Genomic DNA, 22,879 nt, shown 5'->3' with positions numbered 1-22,879 from the left:
GCCTCTCAGCTGCATCCCGGAGCCCCCAGGGGGCACCGGGCCCCGATCAGGGGAACCGGATCGCGATCAGGGGAACCGGGCCCCGATCGTGGGTGTCGTCGATCCGAGGATCGTCGCCACGATCGCCGGAAGACCTCTGGCGGGGGCCGTCACACCCGCGAGCAGTCTTCCCGAGGCATCCGTCGCCTTCCTGCCCTCGACCGCGGTGGAGTTCGCGTCCTGCCCTGTCGTCGTCCGGTAATCCGCCCACGTCGTGAACACATACGGGTTCACATTGGCCGTGCCACGCGACCAGATGACGAACCAAGTGGGCGCCGCAGCGCTGTTTCGCTGCACCACGTTTCCGTCCGAGCGGATGTTGAGGTCGGCCGGGGTGTACCGGTGCGTGTAGTCCTCGACGCACACCGTGCAGTTCCCGGCGCTCTCACCGATGACGTTGTTCCCCATCGAGATGTCGCGGATCAGCCACGGCATCGTCGAATCCGGGAACGGGCGCCGAGCGTTGTGTCCCGGCACGGACGAATCCGTCGAGCTGCGGCTGTCCTGCACGATGTTCACAGCCCGGTCACCGCCGATGATCGTGTTGTTCCACAGGTTCACGCCGCCGGTGTTGTTGATCTTGACGCCGTTGCCCGCGTTCCGAAGGACGAGGTTGTTGACGAAATCGATCTTCTGGGACAGCTCGAGGAAAGCGCCGGCACCCCTGTTCTCGACGAGGTCGGATCCTGTGATGCGCACGTCGTAGACCGATTGATCGAGCCACACCCCTGGGCCGTCGTTGCGCAGCAGGGCGGAATCGCTCACGGTGACTCCCCGCGACTTCGCGATCTTCACGCCGCCGGAGACGGGCGACGTGTTGAAGTGCTCGGCGTTGTTCTCGACGGCGAGGAGGTCATCGATCGTCAGCGCGTCAGCGTAGTTGGCGCCGAGCCCCATCAGGCCGTTGCGGGCCAGCGTCACATCGCGCACCGTCGCGTTCGAGGCGCCGACGAAGAGTCCGGTCGACGCCGTGTCGTAGATCACGACGTTCTCGATCGTCGCCTTCGGCGCTTCGACGGTGACGGCGCCCATCATCCAGACGGACGTCGCGTAGTTGCGGACGCCGATGCCTCGCACGACCGCGCCTTCCCCGCGCAGCGAAAGCGCCTTGGTCAGAGTCGACGCGCGCACCGTACGGCCTGCGGGGTCGCTCCCGAGATAGAGCCGGTCGTTCGCCACGTCGGTGAAGAAGGTGCCCGGCTTCAGTGCCGCCAGCGAAGAGACCTCGGCCTGAGCAGCGCCGTCGATCCAGACCTGCTCGGGGTGCGCGGCCATGGGATACGCCGCGTTCAGCCACCGCCACCCGGGTTCTGTTCCGTCGGCCTCGCCCTTGGTGAAGGACGGCGTCGAATCGAAGTCGTACTTCCAGTCCGCGCTGAACCAGCGACCGCTGGAAGCCTGCCAGTTCTTCAGGGTCGAGGCGCCGTCGAACCAGACCGCCTCACCCGGATAGGACTGGATCGTGATCTTCTTGCCCGCGGGGATCACGACCGTCTCGTGATACGAGCCCGCGCGAAGCACGAGCGTCGAACCAGAAGGCGCCCGGTCGACCGCGGCCTGGACCGTGGCGAAGGGGGCCGCGGAGGTACCCGAGCCGGCCGCTGTGCCGCTCGGGCTGACGAAGAGCGCTCCAGCGGGAACCGGGTACTTCGTGGTTCCGACGAGCGCCGACCCCGCGCCCGTCCTCGCGCCGGCGACGTTCCAGACCGGGGCCGCTCCGGCCGCACCGGCGGGAGCCGTCGGGGTGGTCGGTGTCGTCGGGGTGGTCGGTGTCGTCGGAGTCGTCGGAGTCGTCGGAGTCGTCGGAGTCGTCGGAGTCGTCGGCGGAGTAGGCGTCGTCGTCGCCTTCGCGGTGACGGTGAGGTCATCGAAGAGGGCTGCCAGCGCGGGTGTGCTCCGCGAGACATAGAGCCGCACCCCCACGCGCCCCTGGGCCGCGAGGCGCTTCGCCGAGCGATCCGTGACAGAGAGCTTCCAGGTGGTCGGCTTCGTTCCTGCCGCGGTCACCCGTGCATCGACCGTGACTGCGGTCGTCCCAGCGAGGCGGGTCTCGAGGACGAACGGGACGCCGGCCTTCACACGGAGCTCGGGAACCCACGCGTGGCCGAGGCTCGTCTGCACCCCCGCGTTCACGCGGAGCGTCTCGAGAAGCACCACGCCCTTCGGATCCACGCGGACCTGCGTCTGATAGAAGCCGTCGGCCGTGAGTCGCGACTGCAGGCTCACGTACACACCCGAACCCGACTTGGGCAGCTGCGGAAGCGTGAAGACCGTCGACTGAGTGGAGTCGCGGACGGAGAGACCGACCGGTCGCGCGGTCACGGTGGCACCCGGCGCGGCAGCGGACAGCTTCGCCTTGCCGTTCGCGACCGAGATCGAGGTCAGCGGTGAGGCGTCGTACGTTCGGCCGTCGGGCGCGGTCCCCAGGCCCTTGGCGACGGTGCGCGTCATCGAGTCCTGGATGAGGACCACGCCTGAGCTCTCTGCGGCCGCGGCGGGGGCCACGGAGGCGAAGGGAAGGAGTAGTGCGGATAAAGCTGCGATCAGGGGGAGGGAGTTTTTACGCATGGGGGAGGGTCTCCGATGTGCTTCTCGTCACTGCAGGGTCGGGTGTGGCAGCTACGACATCCGACTTCGGTGGCGGATTGTCGTAGACAATAGCCTGAATTCCCTGCGCAGTGGCTGAGGATTCGCTGATACTGGTCTACAGACTGTCAGCGTTCGGAGCGCGTGCGGGCTCAGCCGAGCGCTGACATCTTCCGGAACCATATGGCCAGAGCGGCGGCCAAGTACAGCAGCGCGGCGAGGGCGAGGAGGCTGTATATCAGCATGAAAGCCTGCGGCCAGCCCCACAGCACGAACGCGAAACAGAGGATGCCGTAGTCCGTCGGAAGCCCGAGCAGAGAGCGTCCGAGTGAGAACCCACCGGCCTGAGCCGCCTGCGCAACGCCCTTCTTGCCGCGCAGCAGGTCGTTCAGGATCATCCCGAAGAACGTCACCGTCGAGATGACTGCGAAGCCGAGCGGCACCAGAAGCCAGAGGTCCGACGGCAGCGGGAAGAACCGGTACCAGCCGATGGCGACTGCGAGCGGAAGAGCGACGAGCTTGGTGGAGTCCAGCACGTGATCGAGCCACTCCCCCGCGAGCGAGCCTCCCCCACGGAGCCTCGCGACCTGCCCGTCTGCGCTGTCCCAGGCATAGCCGACCGCCAGGAGCAGCCAGACGATGATCCCGAGCACGATCGACGGCGGGACCGTCGCCAGGAGCACGATCCCCGTGAAGGTGAAGGCCGCGCTGATCAGGGAGACCTGATTCGGCACGAGCCCTGCGGTGAATGCGCCGGCTGCGATGACCCGGCCGACGGGACGGTTGATGAAGACCGAGTACGCAGGAGCCCCGCGTGCACGCCCCTTCTGGGCGGCCGCGAGGCTCCGGTACGAATCTGCGAAAGTCAGGGTGTCACTCCTCGTGCTCGGAAGTCGTCGAATGTCAGGGTGTACGGAACACTGGTGAAGCCGGATCCCGCGTAGGTCGAGATCCCGACGTAACCGGCGGTCTGCAGTGCTGCGGTGGAATCGGTCGTGGACAGCTGCCAGGCAGCCGGCTCCGTCGTTCCCGCCGCCCAGAGCTTACTCCGGAGCGTCGTCGTACCCGTGCCGAATGCCTGCACCCGCACGTTATATACCGTTCCGGCGGCGAACGTGAAGCCCGCCATGTTCTGCGAGACCAATGCCGTGCCACCGCGGGCGAGCTGTGCCGTCACCGATCCGTCGGCACCGATCAGCCACCGCGCCCGGTAGTCATCCGACCCGACGACTCGAGCGAGTGCCGCGACATAGACGCGCGCTCCGGCCGGCATCGCCGGCGCGGTCACGGTGAACGTCAGATCCGTGCTTGTCGAGGTGGCGGAGTTCAACGATGCCGTCCGAGTCTGCCCCGCCGCCTGCGTCGTGAACTTCGCTGCCCCGTTGTCGATCGCGACGTTCGCCGCTCCGCTCGTCTGCGTCCAGACACCACCGGTCTGGGCCGCCCCGAGCGTGCCGTTCGCCCGACCGAAGTCATCGGCGGCGAAGGCCGCACCGGCCGGAGCGACCACCGTCACGGACTTCGTCACGGTGTTCGCCGCGCCGAGGTTGTCGGTCACCGTCAGCGTCACCGTGTATGTGCCCGCTGCGGCATACGGGTGCGAAGCCGTCGACCCGGTGGCGGTCGACCCGTCACCGAAGTTCCACGCATACGAGGCGACAGAGCCGTCAGGATCCGTCGATGCCGTGCCGTCGACCGCGACCGTGAGATCGGTCGGAGTCGCCGTGAACGATGCGACAGGGTTCTGGTTGGCCGGACCCGCCGTCACCGTGACCGCCTTGGTGACCGTTCCGGTTGCACCCTTGTCGTCCGTGACCGTCAGCTTCACCTGATACGTGCCTGCGGCAGCATATGCATGCGCAGCGGGCGTGACGCCCGTGGCCGTGGCTCCGTCTCCGAAGTCCCAGGCGTACGAGGCGATGGTGCCGTCGGCGTCGGTCGAGGTCGATCCGTTCACCGTGGCCGAGAGCCCGCTCACCGAACTGGTGAATGCGGCGACCGGCGCCTGGTTGGCGGGAGGCGTCGGGCCGCCCGTCGTGGATCCTGCCCAGAAGTTGTCGAACCGGGTCTGGAACGGCACGTTGGTGACCGAGCCGCCGAGATACACACCGAGACCGACGTGTCCGGCCGACTGCAGACCAGCGGTGGAGCTCGTCGTCGACGAGGTCCAGTTCGCGGGCTCAGCCGTGCCGACCTTCCACACCTTGGCCCTGACCGTCGTCGGCGAGGTGCCCGTGGCCTCGGTGCGCACGTGCAGTGCGTCACCGGCGCTCACGGTCAGCCCGGTCGACGCGGTCGTCAGGACGGTAGCCGTCTGCTGCAGCTGCAGCTGGACCCCGCCGGTCGGCGAGACGATGACCCGCGACCGGTAGTCCTCCGTGCCCACACGACGTGCGGCCACCGTGTAGTACGCGCTGCCCCCGGTCGGGAGCTGCGGCAGCACCACGTCGACGTCGACTGCGGTGTCGGTCGAGGAGACTCCCGTGAGATACGCGTACCGCTGCGCTCCTCCGGCCGGCTGCTGGAACGCCGCGTAGGCGCCGCTGACGAGGTAGTTGGATGCCGTGTTCGACAGGGTCCACGCTCCCCCGGTGTTCGCGGTACCGAGGCCGCTGGCGACCGTGCGGTTGAACGAGTCGGTGGCGTAGGTCACCGCTCCCACCGGCGCCGTGACCGTGATCGACGCCGTCGTCTGCGACGTCGCTCCCTCGTCATCGGTCACCGTTAGCGTGATGGTGTACGTTCCCGCTGCCGCGTACGTGTGGGTCGCGGTCTTGCCCGATCCTGCGGCCGAGCCGTCACCCCAGTTCCACGAGTAACCGGCGATCGTGCCGTCGGTGTCCTGCGAGGCGCTCGCGTCGACATCGGCCTTCAGGTCGGTGGCGGCGGAGGTGAACGAGGAGACCGGCGCCTGGTTCGCGACGGCTTCGACGACGGACGTCGACGTGCCCGTCGCGCCCTTGTCGTCCGTCACCGTGAGGGTCACCGTGTAGGAGCCCGCGACCGCGTAGGTGTGCGTCGCCGTGGCTCCGGTGCCCGCAGGCGTTCCGTCGCCCCAGTTCCAGCTGTAGCTCGCGATCGTGCCGTCGGCATCCGCGGAGGCGCTCGCGTCGACCGCGAGGCCGAGCTTGGTCACGGTGTTAGTGAAGCTCGCCGTCGGTGCGATGTTCGCGGGCGCTCCCGTGGTTCCCAGCGCGTAGTGCTGCGAGACGGTCGTTCCGGACAGCGGCGACAGGTAGACCGCGACCTCGTCGATCGATCCGTCGAACTCCCAGTCGCCCGGACCCCACGTGACGTCGCCGCCCACGTGCCAGTACCCGGTGTAGTCCTGAGCATTCGTCTGGCCGTTGGACCCCTGCTCCACGCCGTCGACGTAGAGGCGCATTCCGGTGGCGCCCTGCGTGGCGACCACCTGGTGCCACTGGCCGTCGTTGTACGACGCGGAGGTCTGCAGCGTGTCGGCGAAGCCGACCCACACTCCGTAGATGAGCTTGCCGTCCGGTGTCATGTAGACGTGACGGTCGTAGCCCGAGGAGTTGCCGTTCGAGCTGTTGCCGAAGCCGATGATCTTGCCACCGGTGGTCGTGCTCGTCTTGAACCATGCCTCGAGCGAGTACGAGCGGGGGTTCGTGTAGGAGTTCTGGCTGATGACCTGGCCACCCTCGAACGAGGCCGCCTTGTTGGTCACACCGGCGAGGGCTCCGTCGGCGCCCTTGCTGACGCTGCCGAAGTAGGTGCCCTTCTGGTTGTAGCCCGAGGCATCCGCTGCGGTGTCGCCCGTCGACTCGCCGAGTCGCCAGTACAGCGCGGGGTCTGCGGCGTACACGGCCGCGCCGTACGCGTCAGCCGGAGCGGTCGATCCCTCGAGCTCACGACCGGATGCCGTGTAGTGCGAAGCCACCTGCTCGCGGGTCAGCGGGGCGCCGTAGATGGCGACGTCGTCGATCTGACCGGGGAAGAAGGCTGCTCCCGACCACGGGCTGTCGCCTCCGACTCGCCAGTAGCCGTTGTACGCCTGCGCCGACGTGACATCGGTGCGCTGGGCGACGCGGACGCCGTCGATGTAGAGCACCATGCCGCCGTCGCTCAGACCCGCCGACACGTAGTGCCACTGCCCGTCGTTGAACGCGCTGGCCGAGCTGATCGTCTGCGACGACCCCGGGTAGACACCGAAGGTGACCTGTCCGCTCGGCTCCATGTAGACGTGGCGGTCGTAGCTGCCGGAGGTGCCGGTGGAGCTGTTGCCGAATCCGACGATCTTTCCACCGTTGGTGGCGGTCGTCTTGAACCAGGCCTCGATGCCGAACGTGTTCGGACCGGCGATCGCCGATGTCGTCGACGCGAAGCCCTCGCCGGAGCCGTCGAAGCTCGACGCGCTGCGCGAGTCCGAGAGCATGGCACCGGTGGTTCCGCGGGTCACGCCGCTGCGCACGGCGAGGTCGGATGCACCGGCCCAGTCGTACGAGAGCGTGGCCGACGAGTCGTCGAGGGGCCAGTAGTTCAACGGTGCGTCATCGAGCACCGCGGTGCGGTACGCGCTCGGGGCCGCGGATCCGGATGCCGTCACGGTCGTCGTCCCACCGAGGATCGAGTGTCCCTCGTTGTCGGTGGCACGCACGCGGTACGTGTACGTGGTTCCGTTCGTGACGGTGGTGTCGACGAACGCCATCGGAGGGAGCCCCCAGTCGGCGGACTTCGACCGGACGTTCTCATAGGTCTTGACGACCGCGTTGTCGCGCAGCACCTCGTACTTCAGGTACTCGCTGTCACGGTCGTAGTTGAGCGGCCAGCTGACGCGGACCGATCCGCCCGTGAGGGCGATCGACGAGGCGGGCCAGGCCGTGTTCCAGAGGATCGGCCCCTGCGCGTTGGGCGCCTTCGACGTCACCGCGAACCGGGCGAGACCCTGCTGACCGGTGTTGTTCACCCGGGTGAACTCACCGCCGTAGACGAGGTACTCGCTGTTGGAGCTGACCGACCACGGGCCCTGCGATGCGCCGCTGACGTTGCCCGCGTTGAAAGCGGGGAACCAGTGCAGCAGCTTGGGCGCCGGGTTGCCGCCGAAGTCGTAGTATCCGAGGTTCAGTCCGTAGGGCGTCGTCCGCGCGACGTCTTTCGAGACCGCGAGACCGCGGTAGAAGGACCAGGGGTCGCTCTGCGGGAAACCGCCTTCGAGGCTGCCGCAGTAGTGCGAGTGACCGGCCGCGTACACGGTGTCGCCCATCGGCTCCACGTCGTACTGGTCGCCGTGGCAGTCGTTGACCCAGACGAGGTCGCCGCTCGACCACGATGCGCGGAAGGAGCCCTCGAGGTTGCCACCGGCGCCGAACACGTAGCCGGTGCCGTAGATGTCGTCGCCGGACGACTTGAGCGAGAGGATCGCCGCGTCGAGTCCTGCGTTGCGGATGACGTTGTTCGCCGAGAACGGCAGCAGGGAGGCGTCGGATGCCGAGACCATGGCCAGGCCGTAGCCCGGGTTCGAGCTGCCGTTGAGAGTCTGGAAGTTACCGCCGAGGACCACCTTGTCGCCCGCGGGAGAGACGGTCACGACACGACCCTGGCGGCCTTCGAGCGCCGGGGCCCAGGGCAGCAGAGCGCCGGCGCGGGTGAACGCTGCGGCGCCGGAACGGTCGTTGCCGGAGACGCGACCGAACGTCCCGGTGATGTACACGGTGTCGTTGGTCGCGGCGACACCCGAGGTGACGCCGTTGGAGTTCGGGTTGAACGCCGCGAGGTTTCCGCTCGGCAGGTCGAACGCCGCCACGCGGTTGCGGGTCTGGGTGTTCACGGTCGTGAAGTCACCGACGATGTAGAGGCGAGTGCCGTCTGGCGATGCTTCGACCTGACGCACCTGGCCGTTGATCGACGGCGCGAACGACGCGATCAGCACCCCGGTGCGGATGTCGTAGGCCAGGAGGTTCGATCGCGGCGTCTCATTCGTGCCGGCGGCCGCCCCTGCGGGGCGTGCGCTGGTGAACTTGCCGGCGGCGTACACGACGTTGCCGACCACGGCCTGATCCCAGACGATGCCGTTGATCTGCACCGTCGGCAGCGAATCAGCGGTGACCGTCGAGGCCTCTCCGGCCGGTGGACTCACGTCCGCCTGCGCGGGCGACATCGTCACCAGCGATCCGAAGGCGACGGCGAGCGTCACCGCGATCGCGATCAATGCACCGCGTCCGCGGCGTCCCCAAGACATTGCTGTAGTGCCCATCGTTCATCTCCCCAGATGATGGACCGTTCGTGCGCGACCCCTACATCGGCACCGAACGATGATTCCCCAGTATTACGTCGCTCGGTGCTGACGACCTAGGGTCGTGGGCCTACGAAGATGACGTTTGGCGCAGAGGCCAATATATCGACGGTAACACGCAGGTCCCCCTCAGGAGAAGAGGGAACTGCAAACTGGAATATCGCTTCTGCGCTGTCGCCCGCTGCGATCGATGCCGGCCAGACCGAGGAGGCGTCTCCCGTGAGACCGGCCGCCGGAAGTCTGTCGTCACCGCCGTACGTGAGAGTGACGTTCGCGCCTGCGGTATCGACAGCCTCGTCCGACTCGTTCGTCAGCCGCACCGTCACCTGAATCGCCGGGCCGCTCGGCTCTCCCGGGATGTCGTTGCCGGCAGTGATGGCCTCGAGTGCCGTGACCTCTGAGACGACGCCCTGCACGGGCGGCGCCGGCTCGTCGATCGGCACCTCATCGCCCGCGTCCGGTTTGACGACCGCGTCGGTGGAGCCGGGCGACGGCGTCTCGAACTCAGTGGGCTGAGGCGTCGGTGTCGGCCCCGGGCTGCCCGTGGCGCCGGGGGATGCCGAAGCACCGGGATTCCCCTCACTGGAGTCGCTGTTCGCCAGCACACCCCAGACCGTTCCGCCGATGAGGAGCGCCGCGATCACGCCGGCGATCGCCCATCCTCGCCACCCCATCCGCCGACGCGGCTCGTTGAGCGACTCAGACACTGGTCCCCTCCTCCGCGCACCGGTTCTCCGCGTCGATGACACGGATATACCGACATTCTAGGTGAGACTCAGGTGGTGTGACCTGCGCCCGTCGACCCGATCGTATTCGGGTCCCACGGGGTCGTCCGCATGTCGCGACCGATGTGTGAGCAGCGAGGCCACGACGAAGAACAGGATGAAGGCCGTAGCGCTGTCGATCAACCCGCTCTCCGTGACGGAGCGGATGATGACGAGAGTCAGCAGCGGCGTGATGAGCCACCGACGCCGGGACGAGATCAGCGCGCTCGCCACGCACCACACGATGAGTGCCGCGATCAGCGCCGTGCCGATGAGGCCGGTCTGGGCGAGCAGCGACGCCCAGCTGCTGTCGAGCACCTGCTCGTCACGCCACTTGATGTCGACAGGGATCTTCTTGGCCGAGAGCCCGATGCCGATCCACTTCTGCCATTCCCCCCAGTCCCAGCCGAGCACGACCCTCCACACGTCGAAGCGCGAGTCGAGCGCGGTGGACGTGTCGTTGGAACCCGCTCTCGTGGCCAGGCTGCCGAACACGTCGGTGAACGAGCCGATGGCGTAACCGAGCGGGAGAGCTCCGAGAAGCAGATAGAGCACGCTGCGGTCGCGGATCCCGTTGACCAGAACGGCGACGCCGATTCCGACGACGATCGCGAGCAGCCCGGTCCGCGATCCGCTGGCCACGGCGATCCCCACCAGAACGACCGCGGCGAGCAGGCGCCACACCCGCACGCCGTTGCGCAGCATCAGGATCACCAGTCCGATGATCGGCGCGGCCACGAGTCCCGCGAGCTCGTTCGGATGGATCTCGGGGATGCCGCCGCCGAGGCGACCACTTGCCGCGAGACTCGGCAGGCCCGTGACGGCGGCGACGACCGCCACCGAGGCCATCGCCGCGAGGAGGCACACGATGCTCGTCACCCAGGGGACGGTGGTGAGCAGGAAGAGGATCGTGGCCATCACCAGGAACATCCTGCCGACGAGGATGATCGTCGCGGAGTCGTTGCCCGCGAGAACCGAACCCAGCACGCTCACCAGCAGAGCGAGGGCGATCACGCATGCAGGGGCGATCCCTACGGCGACCCGCTCGCGTGTCCGCGCGGCAAGGGCGAGGGTGGCGGCGAACGCGAGCACAGCGATGAACGCCTTGGCGACCACCACTCCATCGGCACCGCCGGAGTAGATCGTCGCGCTTCGCCACGGGATCACGCTGACGATGATCAGCACGTAGAGAGCGCCCACCGCCGTCACCCGCGCGGTGCTCGGGTGGTGAGCGGACTGCTGCCGGGGTTGGCGACGGGTGTCAGTCAGAGCGGGCATGCGAGCCTCCGGTGCCCGCGAGAACCGGATCACGGTCGGAGATCCGCCATGACTCGGCGATGGAGCCGAGCGACCTCGAGCCCGTGTGCAGCATCACCACGCCCACCGGGCGCACGCCCATGACCCGCAGGCGCGTCGTGACGGCCACCAGATCGGTCGCGGACGTGGAGTTGTGCTTCACGTTGATGATGACGCCCGACCCCGGACCCACCAGCTTCTCGATGAGCGCTGACGCCCCGGGATCACACAGGACGACCACCACATCGAAGTCCTCGTGCATGGCCGCGATGATGTCGGGGAGCTCCGAGACCAGCTTCTCGAGCGGGATGGGATCGTCGGCGACGAAGACCGCGTCGGCCTCCTCACCGGTCGAGATCGGCTCGCCCTCGAGCACCTCGTTGAGCGTGCGACCCCTGCCCTTCACGTGCGACTCTCTCGTGTCCACGACGCATGCGGTCGCACCGATCAGCCGCTGGGCCTCGAGCATCCCCGCTACCGCCTCGTCGTCCATCGCGTCGCCTGTGGCCGGGACGACCACGTGCGTGCGCACGCCGCCTCCGGCGAGCGCGACGAGGTTTCCGGCCGCTTCCTCGTAGGCGACTGCCGCTCCGGAGTTCGCGTCCTGGCGCAGACGGCTGCGTCTCGGTATCTGCCCGATGACGGGAAGACCGGACGAGCGTCGGACGTCCGAGATCGTGCGCAGACGCCGGTTGGTCGTGGTGCGGTATACGGCGACGATCGCTCCGAGCGCGAGACCCGCGATGCCGCCGAGCCCTGTGATCGCCGTCACCTGCGGCGAGATCGGAGCAAGCGGTGCGACCGCCGGCAGCACCTGATCGAGCGCCACGGTGTAGCGCGCGTCATCCTCGTCGTTCTCGGTCTCACCGATCAACTCAGACAGGTGGGTCGCGGCCGAATTGGCGATGTCCGTTGCGAGCTGGGCGGTCGGCGCGTCGGCGCGGACCACGAGCAGCACGGTGTCAGCCGTGTTCTCGGCCGAGACCATTCGCCGGATGTCGCGGTCGGGGTACTCGTCGTCGTCGAGGTCGAGGTCGTCGCGTACGGCGTCGATGACCTCCGGACTGTCGACCAGCGGCGGATACGACTTGATGCGCGCCAGGCTGAACTGGTTGCGCTCGAACAGCGATGCCTCGGTCGAGTCGACGCGCAGCAGGAGGGTCGAAGTCGCCGCATAGGTCTCTGGAAGCATCTTGGTCACGAGCCACCCCATGCCGGCCCCGAACACCGCGAGCACGACGATGACCACCCATCCCTCGCGCAGAATACGTCCGTAAGGAACATCTTCCATCGCCAACCCCCTCAGTCGAAGACAGGGCCTAAACCTACCATTCGCCCCGCGGCCACCTGTTACCGCGGCGGCCTCTCGGTCCGACCGTCGGCGACGACGAGCCACCGCAGACCCAGACCGCCGAGCATCGAAGCCACCGCGAGTGCGAACGGGAGAGTCGACGGTTCCGCTCCCCACGCGAGCATCACGATCACGGCGATGATCGCGAGGACGGTGTCCGAGAGGCGGATCAGGAACACCGCCACCTGCTTGCCTCCGACCGCTCCCAGCGCGCCGTACGGAGTGACGATCGCAACCGACATCCCATACGCGAGCCAGGCGACCACCGCGAGCGGATCGACCTCGACGTCGAAGAGAAGCGGACTCACCCAGGGAACCAGCGCCACGGCGACGACGCTCATCAGGACCGTGCCGATCAGGAGGAAGCCCACGACGCGGTCCGCTTCACGGACGGAGCCTCCCGTGCCTGCCTTGTGCTGGTCGGCGAAGCGCACGAACAGGAACGACGAGAGCCCACCGATCACCAGGATCAGTGGCGATGTGTACGTGCGCGCAGCTTCGAGCAGGCCGACCGCGGTGAGTCCGGCGCCCGCGAGCACCAGGAGGCGCAGCACCGTGAACAGGCTGGGGCGCAGCACCTGCTGCAGTCCGCGCCACATGCCATAGCGCCAGACAGGGGCGATCGTGGCACCGCGGAGTCCGACGAGATGTCGATCGGAGCGGGGCACGAGCAGCCAGCCGATGACTGTCGCGACGATCTGCCCCGCAGCGATGCCCGCGAGGAACACCCCCAGCGAGAGGGTTCCGGTCGCATTCACAATGAGGATGATCGCGAGCGCGACGATGAATCCCGAGATATCGGTGGCGGCGGTGCGCACGAACGACATGTGGGCGATCAGGAGCCGCCGCACGATCTCCTCGACGGCGAATGCGGCGAGGGCGACCGCGAAGATCGCCGCTTCGAGCGCATCCGAGAAGCCCGTCAGCCAGGCGGTCAGGAACGCACCCGCCGCGAGCACCGCCGACGTGATGAGCAGCATCGCCTGCAGACCGGCCCGGATCGCACGCTGCGAACGCTCGAGCACGACGAGTGAATCGCCGATGAGTCCCGTCACTACGGCCGTCGCGACGATCACGACCCCGTACAGGATCGCGAAGCGCCCGTACTCATCGATCCCGAGCAGCCGCGCGACGAGGATCTGCAGAAGCAGACCTATTCCCGCCTGCGCCGCTTGCGCGATCACGGCCCCCAGAGCCTTGCGTTTCATCTCGCCTCCCCGCCAGACATCCTCGCACGCAAGACCGGACCCACGAGTTCGGGTCTACCGTGGGGCCCCGGCGCGCCGCGCGGTGATCTGAGGCGGCACGACCTCAGAGCTCGCCGGGCTTCATCGCCTCGGCGTCGATCGCCCGGATGATGCGCACGGTCGCGGTGTCCGGCTTCGGCTCGCCCGTCGTCGCATCCGCCTTCACGCGTCGTTTCGGCGCATATACGACCAGGGAGTGGAAGAGGAAGCGTGCGAAGAACGCGACGATGAGCGACAGTCCCGTCGCGAGGACGCTCGAGATATGCCAGGTCTCGACCATCAATGCCATCACAGGGATGCGCAGCGCGGCCTCGACGTTGTTGAACGTGAACGACGCGGCGAAGCGACCGCCCAACCCGCGCGCATCCGTGCGCATATCCGCGAAGACGAATCGCTCCTGCAGGATGAAGTTGCCGATGATGGTGACCTCGGCGCCGATGATCGCCGCCCAGATGTAGGGCACACCGGCCAGCGTCAGCAGCCACATGATGCCGAGGTTGGCGACCGCCCCGATCACACCGATCATCGCGAAGAGCGACATCTTGCCGAATCGCAGTCTGGCCAGGTGCGCGACGAAGGTCGCCCCCTGACGCAGGCTCGCCTTGGAGGTTCCGTGGCGGCGCTCGCCGAACTCCATCGGCACCTCGGCGATGCGCAGATCGGTGCGGGCGAGGATCTCGAGAAGGATCTTGAAGCCCTGCGGCCTGAGGGCGGAGAGGTCGAGGCGCGTGCGGTCGACCAGGAAGAAGCCGGTCATCGGATCGGTGCTGCGCGCGAGACGGATCGGAAACATCGCTCGCGTCAGCCAGGTGGCCGACCGAGAGACTCCGAACCGCACGGCAGTGCCCAGACCGCTCATGTCGCCCCCGCCGATGTAGCGCGAGGCTGCCACGACATCGGCATCGCCTTCGTCGTGCCGGCGCACCAGCGCAGGAAGCAGTTCGGGCGGATGCTGCAGGTCGCCGTCCATGACGATGCAGAGATCGGATGCCGCGGCCTCGAGGCCCACGGCGACCGCTCCCCCGAGTCCGCCGGTGTTGTCCGTGCGGTGGATGACCCTGACCGGCAGCGGGGCGTCGGCGGCCACCCGCTCGACCTCAGCGGCGGTGCTATCGGTGCTGTCGTCGACGAAGAGGATCTCCGCGTCGTATCCGGCGAGCGCGACGGCGGTGCGTGCGACGAGCTCGGCGACGTTCTCGCGCTCGTTGAAGGTCGGCACGATGACGGTGACCGATGTCCCCACTGTGCGCCCCTCCCCTGTGCCGACAGCACTGCGGACTCCATAGTTCCATGTGTTCCTATGCATGAGGAAACGACGACCTGCTAGAGTGACGGGATGCGGCTGTGGGAGTCGCTGGGCGGATGGGGATCCGCCTCTGGGGAATTATTGATCTGGGGAGATCATGGGGACGCGCATCGGCTATGCCGTGGGTGCTTTCGACCTGTTTCACGTCGGGCATCTCAACCTTCTTCGTCACGCCAAGCAGCACTGCGACATTCTCGTCGCCGGTGTCGTCAGCGATGAGATGCTGCGGCAGGTGAAGGGCATCGAGCCCGTCATCCCGACCGCTGAGCGAGCGGAGATCGTCCGTCACATCTCGTTCGTCGACGACGTCTACATCGAGACCACTCCGTCGAAGATGGATTCGTGGCGAGACGTGCAGTTCACGCACTTCTTCAAGGGCGACGACTGGCGCGGCACCGACAAGGGCCTGCGGCTCGAGCGGGAGTTCGCGGAGGTGGGCGTCGAGGTGGTGTACTTCCCGTACACGGCGCACACGTCGAGCTCGTCTCTCCGTCGCGCGCTCGACGCGATCAGCGCCGGCGCGACCGTCGGGGCTCCGGCGCTCGCGACCCGCTGAATCCGGCCCGCAGACCCAGCGCCCGCGGCGTCAGTTGGCGACGCCGAGCAGGCTGCGTGCCATCCGCGCCACGTGCGGCGGTGTATGCGCGCCGAGCCAGACCGTCCACTGCAGCGCGGGCTCTGCGCACGTCCACTCGATGCACCACGAGTGCACGGCATTCGCGAGGCGTTCGCCTTTCGCATGCTGACGGATGCCATCGCCGCGCAGCAGCCAGCGCACCGACACCCCCTCGGGCACGTCGATGTGGCGGAACTGGATGCGTGCCGCCGCCTCGAGGAGGATGACCCCCTCGGCATCCCAGGGCAGCCGCGCCGCGATGGCGGCGATGGCTCCCGCGTCGGTCGAGTCGCCCGCGATGAGCACGACCCCCTCGATGTTCTCCCACTCGGGGTCTTCGAGATGCTCGCACGCGCTGTTCATGCCCTAAGTATAGGTAAGGCTACCCTTAGTGAGCAATGATCGATCAGTGACGTCCCCCCGCTCGGCGCCCGCCCAGCCAGGGCGCTCTACGCTGGAAGCATGACTTCTCCTGCTGACTCCGCGATCACCGTGTTCGGCGCCGACTGGTGCCGCGACTGCATCCGCACCAAGAAGCAACTCGACTCCCTCGGCGTGGAGTACACCTACGTCGACCTCGTCGCCGACCCCTCGGCGGCCGACATCGCGAAGGAGATCTCGGGCCGAATGAACATCCCCGTGGTGCTCTACCCCGACTCCTCGCACCACGTCGAGCCGTCGAACGCGGACGTCGAGTCGAAGCTCCGGGAGCTCTCGCTCATCTGACCTGAAGCGTGCTCTTCGCGCACCGATACACTGGCGCGATGAGCACCGCGGCTCGGCCCGACGAAGCCTCCGTCCGCCTGTCCGCCCGCACGGTCGCCCGCTACGCGATCGGCTCGCTCGGCACAGGCGGGTACGCGACCCTCCCCGGGCTGGTGCTGACGTACTTCCTCACCGACAATCTGGGTGTCGCCGCGCTCACCGCCGGCCTCATCGTGACCGGGGCGAAGATCTGGGACGTCATCATCGACCCGGTGATCGGCGCCGCGTCGGACCGTCAGTACGCGAGGACTGGCTCGCGTCGAGGTCTCATGGTCGCAGGCGGCCTCACTCTTCCGGTGTTCTTCGGGCTCACCTTCGCGGTGCCCCCGTCATGGGGTCCCGCCGCCGGCGCCGTCTGCGTGCTCCTCGCGTTCCTCGCCACAGCGACGTCCTTCAGCCTGTTCCAGGTGCCCTACGTCGCACTGCCCGCCGAACTGACCTCGGGCTACGACGAGCGCACCCGGCTGCTCGGGTGGCGCGTCGTCGTGCTCACGGCATCCATCCTGCTCTTCGGCGCCGGCGGCCCCGAGCTGAGGGGTGCCACCGCCGACCCCGTCGTGGGATACCTGCTGATGGGCGTGGTGGCGGGCGTGGTCATCGGCGTCGGCATGCTCGTCGCGTCACGGACAGCGGATGCCGCCGCCCGTCATATGGCCGCGGACGAACGCCCCACCGCGGTCGCTCCGGCGGGACTCCGGGAGCAGTATGCCGCAGGCCTCCGCACTCTTCGACGCAGTCAGCCGTTCCGCGCCCTCCTCAGCACATTCCTTCTGCAGGCGCTCGCCACCGGGACGATGCTCGCCGGCGCACAGTACGTCGCCACGTGGGTGCTGCGCTCGGAAGACGCCGTGACACTCGTGTTCCTGGCGCTCGTGGGGCCCGCCCTGATCGCGACGCCGGGCTGGACGGTCGCCGCCCGGCGCCTGGGCAAGGAGCGGGCGTTCGCTCTCGCGAGCATCCTCTTCCTGATCGCCGCCGCATCGCTCGTCCTCGCGGTCTGGACGCCGGGCCCCTGGATGTATGGCTCGATCGCTGTGGCCGGCATCGCCTATGCCGGGCTGCAGTCGCTGCCGATGGCGATGCTGCCCGATGTGATCTCGCACGACGAGCGCCGCACCGGACGAGGCCAGGCCGGCACCTTCACGGGCGTCTGGACGGCGGGAGAGACCGTCGGGTTCGCGCTCGGGGCGAGCGCGGTCTCTCTCACGCTGGCCGCGACGGGATACGTCTCGAGTGTCGCGGGTACGACCGCGCAGCAACCGGGTGCTGCGATCACGGGCATCGTGCTCGCATTCAGCATCCTGCCCGCCCTGCTGATGGCGGCGAGCCTGCTCACGCTTCGCCGCTACCGCCTGCGCCGCGCCGACATCGACGTCTGACCGGAGTGCGCGACATAAGCTGGGATCCCGTCCGAAGGAGACGCCGATGACTTCTGCGACACCCCCCGCCGCTTCGACGAAGACCCCGGAGCTCGGAGATGCCGAACGCGATCGCCTCGACACCGCGATCGACGACCTTCAGGGCGGCACCCGCACGTGGTCTGCCCTGACGCTCGCCCAGCGGGTCACCCCGCTGCGAGCCGTGCGCTCGAGCGTCGCCGCAGCTGCGGAGGACTGGGCCGACACCGCGGCCGCGTCGAAGGGTCTCGACCGCCGGCATCCGCTGCGCGGAGAGGAATGGCTCAGCGGGCCCTACAGCGTGCTCGGCGCCCTCGACGCCTACATCGAGACGCTCACGCGCCTCGCGAACGGCACCAACCCGCTGGACGGGATCACGATCGACCGGGCTCCCGGCGGACGCACGCGCGTGCAGGCCTTTCCCCTCACCGGCATCGACCGGTTCCTGCTCTCCGGCTACACGGGAGAGGTCTGGCTCGAACCCGGCGTCACCCCCAACGGCGCGCGCGCCGCGGCAGGGCTCGCGCAGCGCACCCCGTCGGACCCGGGGGGCGTGGGACTCGTGCTCGGCGCCGGCAACATCACCTCGATCCCGGTGCTCGACGTGCTCTACGAACTGCTCGCTCACAATCGCACGGCGCTGCTCAAGGTCAATCCGACGCAGGACGCCCTCGTGCCCGTCTACAAGCGAGCGCTCGCGCCGCTCATCGGTCCTGGGCTGCTGCGCATCACGCGCGGCGGGCCCGACGTCGGCGCCTATCTGACCGGCCACCCCGACCTCGTGCACGTGCACATCACGGGGTCGGCCGCGACCTTCGACGCCATCGTGTGGGGCGCCGGGGCTGCGGCCACGCGGCGCCGCCGTGAGAACCGTCCGCTGCTGAAGAAGCCCATCACGGCCGAGCTCGGCGGGGTGTCGCCCATCATCATCGTTCCCGGTGAGTGGACGGACGCCGATCTCACGTATCAGGCGGAGCACGTCGCGACCATGCGCCTGCAGAACAGCGGGCACAACTGCATCGCCGGCCAGGTGGTGATCATCTCGTCGGATTGGGCGCAGGCCGATGACTTCCGAGCCGCTCTGCGCCGCGCCTACGCGAACGCTCCGGAGCGGCCGATCTGGTACCCCGGTTCGCCCTCGAGGATGCACCTCGCGACCGATGCGTACCCCGACGCCCTCGTGCTCGGCGATCGCCTGCTGGTCGAGGTCTCCGACGGCGACGACGCGACGGCACTGCAGAGCACCGAGTACTTCGCTCCGGTGCTGGGCGTCGTCTCGGTGGCGGGCACCGGCCAGGAGTTCCTCGACGCGGCCGTGGCCTACGCGAACGACCGGCTGCAGGGCACGCTCGGCGCGAACCTGCTGATCGACCCGTCGACCGAGAAGGCGCTCGGCGCGGGCTTCGACCGTGCGATCGCCGACCTTCGCTATGGTTCGATCGCGATCAACGGCTGGACGGCCTTCGGCTTCATCACCCCGACCATGACGTGGGGAGCGTTCCCCGGCAGCACGATCACCGACGTCGGCAGCGGCATCGGCGTCGTCCACAACGCGCTCCTGCTCGATCGCGTCGAGCGCTCTGTGATCCGCGGACCCTTCCGGCCGTTCCCGCGTTCTCTTCCGATCGTCAACGGCGGCGGGCGCCTCACCATCCTGCCCAAGCCGCCGTGGTTCGTCTCCTCCCGCACGGGCGCAGCGGTGAGCGAGGGCCTCACGCGGTTCCGTGCGCACGGCGGCACGATCGGGCTGTTGAAGACCTTGGCCGCGGCGCTGCGCGCCTGACGTGCGACCGGCCACCGCGAGGGCTTGGCCGGCGCGGAGGCCCAGCCGCCGCGGGATCAGCCGGCGAAGCGGTCGGTCGCGGCGCGCAGCGCGCGCTGGATGCCGGGCTCCGTCGCCGAGTGGCCGGCATCGTCGACGACGACGAACTCGGCCTCCGGCCAGGCGGTATGCAGGTCCCAGGCGGTCATCATCGGAGTGCACACGTCGTGGCGCCCCTGCACGATGACGGTCGGGATGTGACGGATGCCGTCGACACCGGCGATGAGCTGCCCCTCGGTCCACCATCCACGGTTCACGAAGAAGTGGTTCTCGATGCGGGCGAAGGCGGTCGCCGTGTGCGGGTCGGACATCGCGTCGATCTGCGCGGCATCCGGGCGCAACGTGACCGTCGAGGCTTCCCACCGCGACCAGGCGACAGCCGCCGGTTCGTGCACGGCCGGATCGGGGTCGAACAGACGCCGGTGATATGCCTCGATCATGTGCGAGCGCTCGAGCACCGGGATGGGCGCGATGTACTCCTCCCAGAGGTCGGGGAACAGAGCGGCGGCGCCGCCCTCGTAGAACCACTCCAGCTCTGCCCGACGGAGTGTGAAGATGCCCCGCAGGATCAGCTCGCTGACGGCATCCGGATGAGCCTGCGCGTAGGCGAGCGCGAGTGCACTCCCCCACGACCCGCCGAACACCTGCCACCGCTCGATGCCGAGGTTGCGGCGAAGCAGCTCGATGTCGGCGATCAGGTGCGCGGTGGTGACGAAGCGGAGGTCGACATCGGGGGCGCTCGCGTGCGGAGTGCTGCGCCCGCACCCGCGCTGGTCGAGGAGCACGATCCGATATACCTCAGGGTCGAAGAACCTGCGCTGCCACGGCGACGTGCCGCTGCCGGGGCCGCCGTGCAGGAACACCACGGGTTTGCCGTCGGGGTTGCCGCTGGTCTCCCAGTACATGCGGTGCCCGTCGCCGACGAGCAGTTCACCGGACTCGTACGGTTCGATGGGCGGATACAGCGCGTCGAGTTCCATGGTCAGAGTTCTCCGGGCGCCGCCGTGAGCGGGTCGGCGCACACATCGAGTCCGTACTTGTAGCCGCTCGCGAACCAGCCCTGCCGCTGCTCGCTGGTGCCATGCGTGAAACTCTCGGGATTGACCGAACCGGACGACTGCTCCTGGATGTTGTCGTCGCCGACCGTGTTCGCGGCGTTCAGGGCGTCGGTGATCTCCGCCTCGGTCGGCTCCAACAAGTAGGGAACACCGTCCGGGTCCTTCTCCTGGGTCATCTGCCCGATCCAGGCGCCCGCATAGCAGTCGGCCTGCAGCTCGATACGCACGCCGTTGCTGTCCGGGCCGGTGCCGTTGTTCGGATACTGATTCATCACGTCGGTGATGTACTGGATGTGGTGGCCCCACTCGTGACCCACGATGTAGAGCTGAGCGAGATCGCCGGCGGATGCCCCGAACTGCTGCTGCATGAGGTCGAAGAACGTGGGATCGATGAAGACCGTCTCATCGGGCGGGCAGTAGAACGGGCCGACCGCGTTCGACGCGGTGCCGCACGAGGTCGAGGTGGCTCCGTCGACGATGATGAGCTGCGGCGGGCGGTAGCCCTCGACGTGGTCCTCCCAGTAGCCGTCGAGCGCCAGCTGCGAGGCCGCCACCCGGCAGTCGACGTTCTCGTTGGCGTCCTCGCCGGTGAGGCAGTTCTCGATCACGCTGCCGCCCGCAGGCTCGGTGCCCCCGCCGGTGCCGCCACCGCCGCCCAGCAGGCCGGTCAGGTCGATGCCCAGCAGTGGTCCGGCGATCAGGGCGATGATGCCGAGCAGGCCGACACCGCCCGCTCCGGCGACGACGGCGCCGCGGCCGCGTCGGCGGGCGGTGTTGCCGGAGACATCCGCGTCAGGGTTGAAGGTCATGCCACGAGGGTACTCTGCACGGCGGCCACTTCACGGTCGTAGGCTCGAGTCATGACGACCACCATCACGCTCACGGGTGCGGGCGGACAGATCGGCTACGCACTGCTGTTCAGAATCGCCGCCGGAGACATGCTCGGCCCCGACGAGAAGGTGCGACTGCGGCTGCTGGAGATCCCCCAGGGGCTCGGCGCCGCCGAGGGAGCGGCCCTCGAGCTGCAGGACGGCGCCTTCGGCCTGCTCGAGCACGTCGAGGTCACGGACGACCCCGCCGTCGGCTTCGACGGGTGCGACCTCGCTCTGCTGGTCGGCGCTCGTCCACGAGGACCCGGGATGGAACGCGGAGACCTGCTCGCGGCCAACGCCGGCATCTTCGGCCCGCAGGGCGCCGCGATCGCGGCCCACGCGTCGTCCGACGTGCGCGTCACCGTGGTGGGCAACCCGGCGAACACGAACGCGCTGATCGCCGCGGCCGCGGCAGACGGCATCCCTGCAGAGCGATTCACCGCTCTCACCCGACTCGACGAGAACCGCGCCAGGGCACAGCTGGCGCAGACGCTCGCAGTGCCGGTCGACACGATTCGTCGTGTGCCCATCTGGGGCAACCACTCGGCGACGCAGTTCCCCGACGTCTCGCACGCGACTGTGGCAGGAGAACCGGTCGCGGATGCGCTCGAGGCCATCGTCGGCGATGTGCCCGCCTGGCTCGATGGGACCTTCATCCCTCGTGTCGCGAAGCGAGGCGCGGAGATCATCCAGGTGCGCGGCTCGTCTTCCGTGGCGTCTGCCGCGAACGCCACGATCGAGCACGTGCGCGACTGGGTGCACGGCACCGACGACTGGACCTCTGCCGGGGTCGTCTCGCACGGCGAGTACGGCGTTCCCGCTGGTCTGATCTCGTCGTTCCCGGTGCGGTCGATCGACGGAGAGTGGCACATCGTCGAAGGGCTCGAGATCAGTGAATGGGCCCAGGCTCGCCTCGACGCCTCCGTGGCTGAGCTCGTAGACGAACGAGAAGCGGTACGCGCGCTCGGGATGCTCTGAAAGGTCACCGCGCCGGCTCCGATCAGGGCAGAATGGATGCCGGAGGTGCGCGATGAGCGAGACGATCGATCCCATGAAGGCGACGGCATCCGTCGACGAGGCCCTGACGAGTCCGCTGCATCTGCCGCACGCGGCCGCGGAGTGCCCCAAGTGCTTCACCGAACTGCAGCAGAACCGCGACTTCTGGCTCGCGCGCCCCGACGGGTCGCGCCTGGTCGGACTCGTCGTCTCCCGCGAGGGCATGCCGTCGGTGGTCGAGCAGCGCGACGACCTCACCCGGTTCGGGGTGCCGATCGAGGGGTTCCGTCACCCCGCTCCCGACATCCTCGAGAGCTGGAGCGATCGACTGTCGCGCCTGATCGGCACACTGAAGACCGGAGACGTTCTCGTCGTGGCGAACATCAACGCTCTGGGGCGCGACGCCGAGGAGGGTGCTCGCACCGCCAAGGAGCTGCGTCGCCACGGCATCATCGTCAAGGTGCTGAGCCACGACGCACGTCACCTCGCCGACGCGACCCGCTGAGCTCAG

At 68.3% G+C, this 22,879-nt stretch carries 17 protein-coding genes; 6 read left to right on the top strand and 11 right to left on the bottom strand.

Going from position 1 to position 22,879, the window contains the following annotated elements; all coding sequences use genetic code 11:
- Window positions 1–66: 66 nt before the first annotated feature.
- From ASF87_RS17715 to ASF87_RS08785, 8 genes are all read right to left on the bottom strand, one after another.
- Entirely contained in the window at window positions 67–2,544 is a 2,478-nt protein-coding gene (locus ASF87_RS17715) for a right-handed parallel beta-helix repeat-containing protein (RefSeq protein WP_157550033.1), read from the bottom strand.
- Window positions 2,545–2,777: 233 nt separating this feature from the next.
- Window positions 2,778–3,359 carry a CDP-alcohol phosphatidyltransferase family protein gene (locus tag ASF87_RS08815; RefSeq protein WP_327037341.1) on the bottom strand — a complete coding sequence of 194 codons (582 nt, stop codon included), beginning with the start codon at window positions 3,357–3,359 and terminating at the stop codon, window positions 2,778–2,780.
- A gap of 131 nt (window positions 3,360–3,490) precedes the next feature.
- Complete coding sequence (locus ASF87_RS08810; RefSeq protein WP_082508806.1) at window positions 3,491–8,839, bottom strand: PKD domain-containing protein; 5,349 nt, start codon at window positions 8,837–8,839, stop codon at window positions 3,491–3,493.
- A 95-nt stretch (window positions 8,840–8,934) separates the two neighbouring features.
- Window positions 8,935–9,585 carry a hypothetical protein gene (locus tag ASF87_RS08805; protein WP_157550032.1) on the bottom strand — a complete coding sequence of 217 codons (651 nt, stop codon included), beginning with the start codon at window positions 9,583–9,585 and terminating at the stop codon, window positions 8,935–8,937.
- A gap of 57 nt (window positions 9,586–9,642) precedes the next feature.
- The gene (locus ASF87_RS08800; protein ID WP_156145974.1) at window positions 9,643–10,920 is read right to left on the bottom strand and encodes an O-antigen ligase family protein; all 1,278 of its coding nucleotides are present in this window, start codon (window positions 10,918–10,920) and stop codon (window positions 9,643–9,645) included.
- Entirely contained in the window at window positions 10,904–12,229 is a 1,326-nt protein-coding gene (locus tag ASF87_RS08795) for a YveK family protein (protein WP_056375533.1), read from the bottom strand. Before ASF87_RS08795 ends, ASF87_RS08800 begins: the two co-directional genes overlap by 17 nt.
- Before the next feature lie 59 nt (window positions 12,230–12,288).
- Window positions 12,289–13,497: a lipopolysaccharide biosynthesis protein gene (locus ASF87_RS08790; RefSeq protein ID WP_056375532.1), complete on the bottom strand. Its 1,209-nt coding sequence runs from the start codon at window positions 13,495–13,497 to the stop codon at window positions 12,289–12,291.
- A 103-nt stretch (window positions 13,498–13,600) separates the two neighbouring features.
- Window positions 13,601–14,842, bottom strand: coding sequence for a glycosyltransferase (locus ASF87_RS08785; protein WP_056375531.1), 1,242 nt, complete (start codon window positions 14,840–14,842; stop codon window positions 13,601–13,603).
- Window positions 14,843–14,939: 97 nt separating this feature from the next.
- On the opposite strand from ASF87_RS08785, the gene ASF87_RS08780 reads away from it, so the two are divergent.
- A complete protein-coding gene (locus ASF87_RS08780) occupies window positions 14,940–15,398 on the top strand; it encodes an adenylyltransferase/cytidyltransferase family protein (RefSeq protein ID WP_056375530.1) in 459 nt (152 codons plus the stop codon).
- A gap of 30 nt (window positions 15,399–15,428) precedes the next feature.
- On the opposite strand, the gene ASF87_RS08775 is transcribed toward ASF87_RS08780, so the two are convergent.
- Complete coding sequence (locus ASF87_RS08775) at window positions 15,429–15,821, bottom strand: SIP domain-containing protein (protein ID WP_056375529.1); 393 nt, start codon at window positions 15,819–15,821, stop codon at window positions 15,429–15,431.
- 99 nt (window positions 15,822–15,920) lie between these two features.
- On the opposite strand from ASF87_RS08775, the gene ASF87_RS08770 reads away from it, so the two are divergent.
- Genes ASF87_RS08770 through ASF87_RS08760 form a run of 3 tightly spaced genes read left to right on the top strand, consistent with a single transcriptional unit; the run spans window position 15,921 to window position 19,403 of the window.
- Entirely contained in the window at window positions 15,921–16,184 is a 264-nt protein-coding gene (locus tag ASF87_RS08770; RefSeq protein ID WP_042542249.1) for a glutaredoxin domain-containing protein, read from the top strand.
- Window positions 16,185–16,222: 38 nt separating this feature from the next.
- Window positions 16,223–17,602: an MFS transporter gene (locus tag ASF87_RS08765; RefSeq protein ID WP_056376424.1), complete on the top strand. Its 1,380-nt coding sequence runs from the start codon at window positions 16,223–16,225 to the stop codon at window positions 17,600–17,602.
- A gap of 46 nt (window positions 17,603–17,648) precedes the next feature.
- Window positions 17,649–19,403, top strand: a complete 1,755-nt coding sequence (locus tag ASF87_RS08760; RefSeq protein ID WP_056375528.1) for an aldehyde dehydrogenase family protein — start codon at window positions 17,649–17,651, stop codon at window positions 19,401–19,403.
- 56 nt (window positions 19,404–19,459) lie between these two features.
- On the opposite strand, the gene pip is transcribed toward ASF87_RS08760, so the two are convergent.
- Both pip and ypfJ read right to left on the bottom strand, forming a co-directional pair.
- On the bottom strand, window positions 19,460–20,422 hold the full coding sequence (pip, locus tag ASF87_RS08755) for a prolyl aminopeptidase (RefSeq protein ID WP_056375527.1): 963 nt from the start codon (window positions 20,420–20,422) through the stop codon (window positions 19,460–19,462).
- Between the two features lie 2 nt (window positions 20,423–20,424).
- Window positions 20,425–21,309 (bottom strand): KPN_02809 family neutral zinc metallopeptidase, encoded by an 885-nt coding sequence (gene ypfJ / locus ASF87_RS08750; RefSeq protein WP_042542245.1) that lies wholly within the window; start codon window positions 21,307–21,309, stop codon window positions 20,425–20,427.
- A gap of 51 nt (window positions 21,310–21,360) precedes the next feature.
- On the opposite strand from ypfJ, the gene ASF87_RS08745 reads away from it, so the two are divergent.
- Both ASF87_RS08745 and ASF87_RS08740 read left to right on the top strand, forming a co-directional pair.
- Window positions 21,361–22,350: a malate dehydrogenase gene (locus tag ASF87_RS08745; RefSeq protein WP_056375526.1), complete on the top strand. Its 990-nt coding sequence runs from the start codon at window positions 21,361–21,363 to the stop codon at window positions 22,348–22,350.
- Between the two features lie 52 nt (window positions 22,351–22,402).
- On the top strand, window positions 22,403–22,873 hold the full coding sequence (locus ASF87_RS08740; RefSeq protein WP_052493032.1) for a recombinase family protein: 471 nt from the start codon (window positions 22,403–22,405) through the stop codon (window positions 22,871–22,873).
- Window positions 22,874–22,879: the final 6 nt, after the last annotated feature.

Origin of the sequence: Microbacterium sp. Leaf161, assembly GCF_001423645.1 — a bacterium.
Lineage (GTDB): Bacteria > Actinomycetota > Actinomycetes > Actinomycetales > Microbacteriaceae > Microbacterium > Microbacterium forte.
The sequence above is the reverse complement of the archived record's forward strand: the minus strand, read 5'-3'. Positions and strand labels throughout refer to the sequence as shown.

Coding starts and splice junctions, on each gene's coding strand:
- ASF87_RS08810 (WP_082508806.1), bottom strand. CDS start 8,839: ATGGGCACTACAGCAATGTCTTGGGGACGCCGCGGACGCGGTGCATTG.
- ASF87_RS08800 (WP_156145974.1), bottom strand. CDS start 10,920: ATGCCCGCTCTGACTGACACCCGTCGCCAACCCCGGCAGCAGTCCGCT.
- ASF87_RS08795 (WP_056375533.1), bottom strand. CDS start 12,229: ATGGAAGATGTTCCTTACGGACGTATTCTGCGCGAGGGATGGGTGGTC.
- ASF87_RS08790 (WP_056375532.1), bottom strand. CDS start 13,497: ATGAAACGCAAGGCTCTGGGGGCCGTGATCGCGCAAGCGGCGCAGGCG.
- ASF87_RS08785 (WP_056375531.1), bottom strand. CDS start 14,842: ATGCATAGGAACACATGGAACTATGGAGTCCGCAGTGCTGTCGGCACA.
- ASF87_RS08780 (WP_056375530.1), top strand. CDS start 14,940: ATGGGGACGCGCATCGGCTATGCCGTGGGTGCTTTCGACCTGTTTCAC.
- ASF87_RS08775 (WP_056375529.1), bottom strand. CDS start 15,821: ATGAACAGCGCGTGCGAGCATCTCGAAGACCCCGAGTGGGAGAACATC.
- ASF87_RS08770 (WP_042542249.1), top strand. CDS start 15,921: ATGACTTCTCCTGCTGACTCCGCGATCACCGTGTTCGGCGCCGACTGG.
- ASF87_RS08765 (WP_056376424.1), top strand. CDS start 16,223: ATGAGCACCGCGGCTCGGCCCGACGAAGCCTCCGTCCGCCTGTCCGCC.
- ASF87_RS08760 (WP_056375528.1), top strand. CDS start 17,649: ATGACTTCTGCGACACCCCCCGCCGCTTCGACGAAGACCCCGGAGCTC.
- pip (WP_056375527.1), bottom strand. CDS start 20,422: ATGGAACTCGACGCGCTGTATCCGCCCATCGAACCGTACGAGTCCGGT.
- ypfJ (WP_042542245.1), bottom strand. CDS start 21,309: ATGACCTTCAACCCTGACGCGGATGTCTCCGGCAACACCGCCCGCCGA.
- ASF87_RS08745 (WP_056375526.1), top strand. CDS start 21,361: ATGACGACCACCATCACGCTCACGGGTGCGGGCGGACAGATCGGCTAC.
- ASF87_RS08740 (WP_052493032.1), top strand. CDS start 22,403: ATGAGCGAGACGATCGATCCCATGAAGGCGACGGCATCCGTCGACGAG.